The following is a 7,792-nucleotide window of genomic DNA, read 5'->3' as shown; positions in this document are numbered from 1 at the left end:
TTTACGCTGCTTCTTCGTCTCTTGTCTCCCCTCTCTTTGGGGTAGGGCTCTTCGTGGTTGGTCGGGGCCGGGCCCGCCCGGCGCGGGGCCAGGGCCGGCTGCGCCGGCCGGATCGGGCAGCGCCCGATCGGGAGAGCGGGCGCTGCGCGTCCTTGGTGGTGGCGGGTCAGCTCCTCCGCTTCGCTGCGGAGCTGAGGGGGTATGGAAGGTGGGGCCTTCGGCCCTTGGTGAGTGGGGGTGGGGGCCGGGCTTCGCCCGGGCTGTCTGGGGTGGCGGGTGAAGGCGCTTCGCGCCTTGGGGGGTGGGATGGTGATAGGTGGTCATGGGGTGGGGTCACTCGTTGGGATGGTGGAGAGGGCGGGCTTCGCCCGTTCTCGTGCATCAAAGTTGGCTATCCGCTAGACTCTGGGATGGCAACAGGGTTATGGGGAGATTCTGGAGGCCACAGAACTTCCCGGAACCGGCACCTCGAAACGCTCTCGTAGACAGCTCTGGAAACCGGACTGCAACGCTGAGGGGAACACGATGGACGACGGCACGAACGGAATTGAACCCACGCGGACACTCAGTGACCAGGAGCAGTGGAAGGCCGTGGCCCGTGAGGTCCTGCGTGCCTTCGACACGGTGGTGACGCCCGCCCTGCGCGGCATCGCTCCCATCGAGCGCAGCCCCTTGGCCACCGCGCACGTCCGGCACGGCCGCGAGCTCCTGGAGCCGATTGTCCAGCGATACATCGCCGGGGCCCGGACCCGGCAAGGCCGCGCCTGGCGCCGCCTCCGTGCGCTCCGTGGCCCATACGTCGCGGCGCTCGGCCGCGGCAACCACGAGCAGTTGCCATGGCCAGCCCTGTTCTCCCGTGGGCAACTGCCGCTGCTCGACCGCTTCACTGGCGACCGCCGTGCCCTCGATCTCTGACGACACGAGAGGCCAACCGCCCGCCATGACCGCCGACACCACCACCGCTCATGGAATGCCGAACCCAGTCCGAAAGGCTGGTACTGGCTTTTCGGGAACGTCACATGAATTCCGGGAAAGGGGAATTATCAATATGGCGAAGAAATTGCGCCCGCACCAGGAAGAGGCGTGCGACGCGGCAGTACGACTTCTGACGTTGCCCGCGTCGGGTCTGGTGCCGCCGGAGGGGCTGCGGTGCCAGATCCGGGCCGCGACGGGCTCGGGCAAGTCACTGACGGCCGTTCACGTCGCCTCGCGGCTCCACGCCGAGCGGACGCTGGTGATCGTGCCCTCGCTGCCGCTGCTGGAGCAGACGGTCGAGGTCTGGCAGCGGGAGGGGCACGGCGGCCGGATGGTCGGGCTCTGCTCGCTGGTGGGCAACGAGCAGCCTGTGGGCCTGCGGTGCACCACCGATCCGGCGGAGCTGGTGAAGTGGACGGCCGGGCCTGGGCGGGTGACGGTGTTCGCCACTTACGCGAGCCTGGGTCTGGGGCACCTGGAGAAGGCCCACCATCTGGGGCTGCCGGCCTTCTCGCTCGCGGTCGTGGACGAGGCGCACCGGGTCAGTGGTCAGGCTGGGCGGCCGTGGGCGGCGATCCTGGACAACACCCGGATCCCATGTGACCGCCGGCTGTTCATGACGGCCACCCCTAGGTTGTGGGCGGTCAAGGACAGCGACCGGGAGCGGGCGGAGGCGGCCGGGATCGAGGCAGCCGAGCTGATCGCGAGCATGGACGACGAGGCGTTGTTCGGGCCCGTCGCCCACGACTACCCGCTCGGGACCGCGATCTCGGACGGGGTGATCGCCCCGTACCGGATCCTGTGCGTGGACGTCTCCGACCCGGTCCTCCAGGGCCTGGAGCAGCAGGGTGCGAGTGACCGGTCGGTGGAGTACCGGGGAGCCCGGCTGGCGGCCTTGCAGACCGCGCTGCTGACCGCCTGTTCGGAGTGGGACCTGTCGCGGGTGCTGTCCTTCCACCACATGGTGGCCGAGGCGCGGGCACTGAGTGTCGGTCTGCCGGATGTGGCGCGGGTGCTGTGGGAGCAGGACCCGGCGCTGCACCCGGACCCGGCGCTGATCGGTACGACGTGGCTGGAGGCCGAGCACACCTCCGCCCAGCGCCGAGCGGTCCTGGGCACGTTCGCCTCCCTGGTCAAGGACAACGGGTGGCGGCTGCTGCGGTACATCCTCGCCTCGGTCAAGGTGCTCTCCGAAGGCGTGGACACCTTCGACTGCGACGCCGTCTACTTCGCCGACGTGCGCGGCTCCATGGTCGACCTGGTCCAAGCCATCGGCCGGGCCCTGCGGATGAAGCCGGGCAGCGGCAAGGTCGCCACCATCGTGGTGCCCGTCCTGCTCGGTGCCGGCGAGAACGGCAGCCAGCTGCTGACCTCCCGGGCCTACGACGGCCTGTCCAAGCTGCTGATGGCGCTGCGCGCACACGACGCGGCCGCCGTCGAGCGCCTGGCCATGCCCCAGTCCGAGACCCGCCCGGCGCGCGAGCCGAAGCACGCCGGGGAACCGGACGCGCTCCGGTCCGCCGGCGAGGAGGCGCAGTTGCTCCAGTTCTCCACTCAGCGCGACCCGGCGGTGATCGCGGCGTTCGTGCGGACCCGGGTGCTGGAGCCGGAGCGGGAGGAGTTCCGGCGGGGCCTGGAGGAGTTGCTCGCCTACCGGGAGAAGTTCGGCGACGTGAAGGTGCCCTACGCCTACCGGGCGCCGTCCAGGCACCGGCTGGGCGTGTGGGTGGCCGACCAGCGCCGCTACAAGGCCGCCGACGTCCTCGACGCCGAGCGCGTCAAGGAGCTGGACGCGCTGGGCATGATCTGGTCGGCGTTCGACACCGCCTTCACCGACAACCTGACCGCGGTGGCCGGGTACGCGGCCGAACACGGCCACGCCTGCCCCCCGAACGAGGCGGTCTGGGGCGGGCGCCCGGTCGGAACCATCATGAAGAACCTGCGCACCGCCCAACGCCGCACCGAAGCCCTCCAGCGCAGGGCCGAGGCCGGCGAGCAGGGCCTCGACTGGACCGGGGCACTGACCGCCGACCGCAAGGCCGCCCTGGACGCGATCGACCCGGCGTGGTGCCCGGCCTGGTCGGTGGAGTGGCAGCGGTGCTTCGCCCTGGCCTGGCGGCACATCAAGGACGGCGGCACGCTCGCCGGGGCCGAGCCGGGAAGCGTCGTCGTCCAGGGCGAGGACCTGGCCGGGTGGGGCCGCGCCCAACAGAACGGCTGGGACAAGCTCGCCCCCGCCCAGCAGTGGGCGCTGGAGCACGTCCTCGGAATCGGGCCGCTGCCCGCCGAGCAGAAGCCGGCGGGGAAGGTGAGCCACGCGGAGAAAGAGGCTCGGAACCTCGCCGCTGCCACCCAGTACCGCGAGCGCGAGGGGCACCTGAACGTCCCCCGCAAGCACAAGGAGCCCCTGGTCCTGGACGACGGCACCGACGACGGCACCGACGACGGCACCACCGTGCAGATCAGCCTGGGCCTGTTCATCGCCAACAGCCGCAGCAGGCGCGCCGACATCCCCGCCGAACGCGCCGCCCGGCTCACCGAACTCGGGATGCGCTGGGAGTAGCCGGACGCCGACGCGAGCCGGGGCCGGGCCGCCACGGGTGCAACACGGCCCGGCTGCCCTCCGGAGAGACAAAAGCCCAGTTCAGGGGTGCAACGCGGAGCCCGCGTTGCACCCCGTGTTGCACCCCGTGTTGCAGTCGGCTGACCTGTGACAGCGAAGTTGGGACGGTTGTCATCGAAGTCGGGACAACTGCTGTTTGCGTCAGCGAATCAGGGAAGCAGCTCAGTTTGTGACGCTGAAGTTGGAAAGTGTCGGGGTACGGACTCGGCTGCTCAGCCAGATGCAGCCTCACGTGCCCAGGCCGTCGCGGGCCTGCTCCCTTGTATCTCCGCAGGGGTGGTCCAGGAGACTGTGAGCCATGGATTCGATTGCTCATGGTGTGCGGGAGTCGTGGGAGCGGATTGGCACGTGGCTCAATGCTCACGTCCGACCAGCCTCCGCCTGGCTGGCTTCGGACGTGGCGAGTCTCGACGCGGTCGAGCAGGAGCTGGGACTGGTACTGTCCGAGGATTTGCGGACCTGGTGGGGGCTGATGGGCGTCAGCGCCGACTTCTGGCTTCCGGGGTCGTTCGCGCCGGTGGGTCTGGAGGAGGCGTGGGAGACACGAGAGATATGGCTGTTGGTCGCCGAGCAGGAAGGTCTGGGGCTTACCGAAAAGGGTGAGGCTGAAGCGGGGTTCCTGACTGAGTTCATGCCGATCGCGATGAGCCCTGACGGTGACGGCCTGGTCGTCGATCTGCGGTCCGGCGAGTGGCAGGGCGCCGTCTTCTACTGGGACCACGAACGCTGGGGCCTTGGAGTGCCGTTGTGGGAGAGCGTGGGCTCGATGCTCGTGGACATCGCTGATGCACTCGAGTCAGGTACCCCGACGTTGATGTGGCACGCGGATCTTGGTGGCCCCGAGAATCCTGTCGTTGCGACAGTGGACGATTCCCGCGAACTGGGATGGAAACCCGCATGGATCTGACCCACACTTCCCCCACCGACGAGACAAATCTGTCCCAACTTCTGTGTCACAAAGTAGCGTTGTCCCATCTTCGGTGACAACCGCCCCGACTTCGCTGTCACAGGTCATCGGCAGCCGGGATGCGCAGGAAAGCTGACGCTGACCGTGACATCGAAGATGGACCGACGGCGTTTTATGTCAATGAAGTTGGGCCGAGAGCGGGTGTGGCGGATCAGCGCTCCTTGTTGCGTGGTGGATCCCCGCTTTCCGTGACTGGGGATCCACCACGCAGGTGGGGGTCACGTCTCCGGACCTCGATTCGTCGCCGTGAACCGCCGTCACCGCGGCCGCAGGTTCAGGACGAGGTCGCGCGGCAGACCATGGGTGTCGTGGAGGTAGTGGAAGTCCTCCTCGCTCAACGGGCCTCGGAATCGGGGGCGGGCCAGTACCTGCCGGCCGCGCTCCAGGAGCCGACTGAAACGGCGTTCCTCCTCGAGCAGCACCCGGCGCACGACGTCCGGGTCTCCGTCCTGGCGGAAGTGGTCCAGGGTGTGCTGGATCAGCTCGTCCGGCAGGTCTCCGAGGCCGCGCCACGAATCGTCCCGCCGCAGCACGGTAAGCACCCGACGTACCAGCCGGCGCAGCACGTAGCCGCGGCCGGTGTTGGCCGGGCGCACCCCGTCGCCGATCACCACGATGGCCGAGCGCAGGTGGTCGCAGACCAGCCGCAGCGGCGGTTCGTCCAGCTGCCACAAGGTCGGCACGATCCGGCGCCAGGGGTCGAAGACGTCGCACTCGAACACCGACCGCCAGCCCTGCAGCAGTGAGGCCAGCCGTTCCAGGCCGAGTCCGGTGTCGACGTTGCGCTGCGGGAGCGGCACGAGTGAACCGTCGACGAGCCGTCGATGCCGCATCATCACGTGGTTCCACACCTCCACCCAGCGGTCGTCACCGGTCGGCGTCGACTCCGGCGGGGTGTCGCCGGTCCACAGGAAGATCTCCGAGTCGGGGCCGCACGGGCCGGTCGGTCCGTTGGACCACCAGTTGTCCTCGACGGTGAGCTCGACCGGCACCCCGCGCTCCTGCCACAGCTCCAGCGAAGCGGTGTCGGGGCCGGTCTGGTTGTCGCCGCCGAAGACCGTGGCATGGAGCAGCCCCGGATCGATGCCGAACCCCTCGGTGAGCAGGCCATGACCCCAGTCGAGGCTCAGTGGGCCCTCGTAGTCGCCGAGCGACCAGGTGCCGAGCATCTCGAAGACGGTCAGATGGGTGTTGTCGCCGACCTCCTCGAGGTCCGTGGTGCGCAGACAGCGCTGCACATTGACCAACCGCCTGCCGAGGGGGTGTGGGTGCCCCTCCAGATACGGGGTGAGCGGGTGCATGCCGGAGGTGGTGAACAGCACCGGGTCGCCGGGCGGCGGCAGCAGGGTCGAGCCGGTGATCCGGCGGTGGCCGCGCTCCTCGAAGTACTCGACGAACGTGCGGACGATCTGGTCGGTGTTCATGGGGTGGCTCCTTCGCGTGTGCAGCGGGGAGGCACCGGACAACGGGTCCGCACGATCATCGGAACCGGGGCGGGAACGCCATGGAACCACCGGCAGACCGTTTCCGGTCGCCGGTGGAAGTAGGGAGTACGTCAGGCGGCGGCAACCGGCGAGCTGGTCGCTCGCGCGGTCGCGGTAATGCTTCGGCCTGTGACGTTCATAGCGCCGAGGGTAACGCGCCCGGTGCCCCCGGGGCACACGATTTACCGCTTGGACGTCCTGGCAAAACCCGCCAACTGACGCCCGGGGCGGACAGCCGGCCTGGGCTCACTCCACGCCGACAGACTCGCTCAGCTCCTCTGACCTGGGGCGATCCAACTTCGCTGTCACGAACTGCCGTCGGTCCGACTTCGATGACAACTGGTCCAACTTCGTTGTCACAGGTCAGTCCTTCACCGGGTAGAGCTTGGCGTGCAGCACCCGCTCCTCCTACCACGGATCGTCCGGGGCGGAGACCAGCGCAGCGAGCTGTTCGCGCTTGGTCGGGGCGGGCAGCACCAGCGGGCCCAGGTTCTTCGCGGCGCGGGCCTGCGCGCACTTCGGGCACTCCAGCCGGTCGGGGCCGGCCTTCTCCCGCAGCTCCAGGTTCGAGCCTTCCTTGCCGCCGATCGAGCCCCGGCACGTCCAGCACGGGCGCAGCTGCGCGTTCGCGGCCCGGGCTGCTTCCAACTGCTCTTCGGCTTCCCGTTCCAGCCGCTCGTTGCGGTCGTGGTGGCAGGTCCAGCAGCGGCCGCCGGGTCGGCGGGTCCACTGGCCGTGGAGCCCGTATTCGTAGGTGCTCTCCTCTTCGGGGAGGTCGCCGCAGTCCACGCAGGCCAGGGAGTCCATCAGCTCCTGGTGGGCCTGGTGCTCTTCGCGCTCGCGGGCGACCTGGCGCAGGTCGTAGGCGGCGCGGTTGTTCGGGTTCTCCAGCGCCTCGATGGGGGAGTGCCGTCCTGGGCGGCCGTAGCGCCACCACACCGGTCCGAGTGGCCCGTGCTCGGCCAGCAGCTCCAGCGTGGTCGCGATGACCGGTACGGCGCCGTCGTACTCGCGCCAGCCGTCCTCGTTGTAGTCGCGGACCTCCCTGCGCCAGCGGCCGCGACAGCACTCCGCCGACAGGTCCCCGACCGCCTCCTGCCGGTTGGCCAGCGCCACCGGACCGGTTCGCCGAAGGCTTCTTTGCAGATCGCAGATGGGCCGTCACCGGTGCTGCGGTGACGGCCCATCGCGGGTGATGCTCATACGGTCGGGCCGACCAGACCTGTCAGGGCCCGGTGTGCGCGTCGGGTGGTGCGCTCGGCGCGGCTCTTGAGCCGGAGAGCGCGCGCGAGGCGGTGCTTCTCGGCCTCCCGCAGACGCTCGTCGATCGTCGCCCGCGCCACCTCGAGGTGGTAGTTCATGGTGCTCTCCCTGTCCGCGGGTGATCCGTCGGCGTCACCGCGATGCCGACCCTTCGGACCACCTCTGCGCTTCAGAGGCTACACCCAAATACGAGACAAGGCCTTGTATTTAACGTTCTGTTCAGAAAATTGCCTTCTGATCGAAGGCTTTGATATCGATTGGCTCCCAGGTTCCGCGTCTCGGCGATTCGGTCAGCCAGCCGCACACGCGGCGCGGTGTAGGCGTCCGTCAGCTCAAATGCGGCGTGGGCGAGAACCGCCTCAGGACAGCCGCGCGCGGCCTAGTACCAATGCCGGTGACTTTAGGTTGCTCCTGGCTGGGTGATGGTGACTGTCGCCGGTTCTGGTTGCGGCCAGTTGCGGTGTTGGGAGCGTTTGAGGG

6 protein-coding genes are annotated in these 7,792 nt (G+C 68.9%); 3 read left to right on the top strand and 3 right to left on the bottom strand.

The genetic code is table 11. From position 1 onward, the window contains the following. Nucleotides 1–525 precede the first annotated feature (525 nt). The 3 genes from AC07BF_RS37330 to AC07BF_RS37320 all read left to right on the top strand — a co-directional run bounded on the left by AC07BF_RS37330 (nucleotide 526) and on the right by AC07BF_RS37320 (nucleotide 4,505). The gene (locus AC07BF_RS37330; protein ID WP_478334570.1) at nucleotides 526–915 is read left to right on the top strand and encodes a hypothetical protein; all 390 of its coding nucleotides are present in this window, start codon (nucleotides 526–528) and stop codon (nucleotides 913–915) included. A 133-nt stretch (nucleotides 916–1,048) separates the two neighbouring features. Then, nucleotides 1,049–3,538: a helicase associated domain-containing protein gene (locus AC07BF_RS37325; protein ID WP_478334569.1), complete on the top strand. Its 2,490-nt coding sequence runs from the start codon at nucleotides 1,049–1,051 to the stop codon at nucleotides 3,536–3,538. A 358-nt stretch (nucleotides 3,539–3,896) separates the two neighbouring features. Then, a complete protein-coding gene (locus AC07BF_RS37320; RefSeq protein ID WP_400812329.1) occupies nucleotides 3,897–4,505 on the top strand; it encodes an SMI1/KNR4 family protein in 609 nt (202 codons plus the stop codon). Between the two features lie 317 nt (nucleotides 4,506–4,822). Here AC07BF_RS37320 and AC07BF_RS37315 read toward each other — a convergent pair whose 3' ends face one another. From AC07BF_RS37315 to AC07BF_RS37305, 3 genes are all read right to left on the bottom strand, one after another. After that, nucleotides 4,823–5,989: an alanine--tRNA ligase-related protein gene (locus AC07BF_RS37315; protein WP_478334568.1), complete on the bottom strand. Its 1,167-nt coding sequence runs from the start codon at nucleotides 5,987–5,989 to the stop codon at nucleotides 4,823–4,825. A gap of 468 nt (nucleotides 5,990–6,457) precedes the next feature. Beyond that, a complete protein-coding gene (locus tag AC07BF_RS37310; RefSeq protein WP_478334567.1) occupies nucleotides 6,458–7,165 on the bottom strand; it encodes a hypothetical protein in 708 nt (235 codons plus the stop codon). An 83-nt stretch (nucleotides 7,166–7,248) separates the two neighbouring features. Beyond that, nucleotides 7,249–7,410: a hypothetical protein gene (locus AC07BF_RS37305; protein ID WP_400812323.1), complete on the bottom strand. Its 162-nt coding sequence runs from the start codon at nucleotides 7,408–7,410 to the stop codon at nucleotides 7,249–7,251. Nucleotides 7,411–7,792: the final 382 nt, after the last annotated feature.

It is taken from the genome of Kitasatospora sp. NPDC043950, assembly GCF_056435345.1.
The sequence above is the reverse complement of the archived record's forward strand: the minus strand, read 5'-3'. Positions and strand labels throughout refer to the sequence as shown.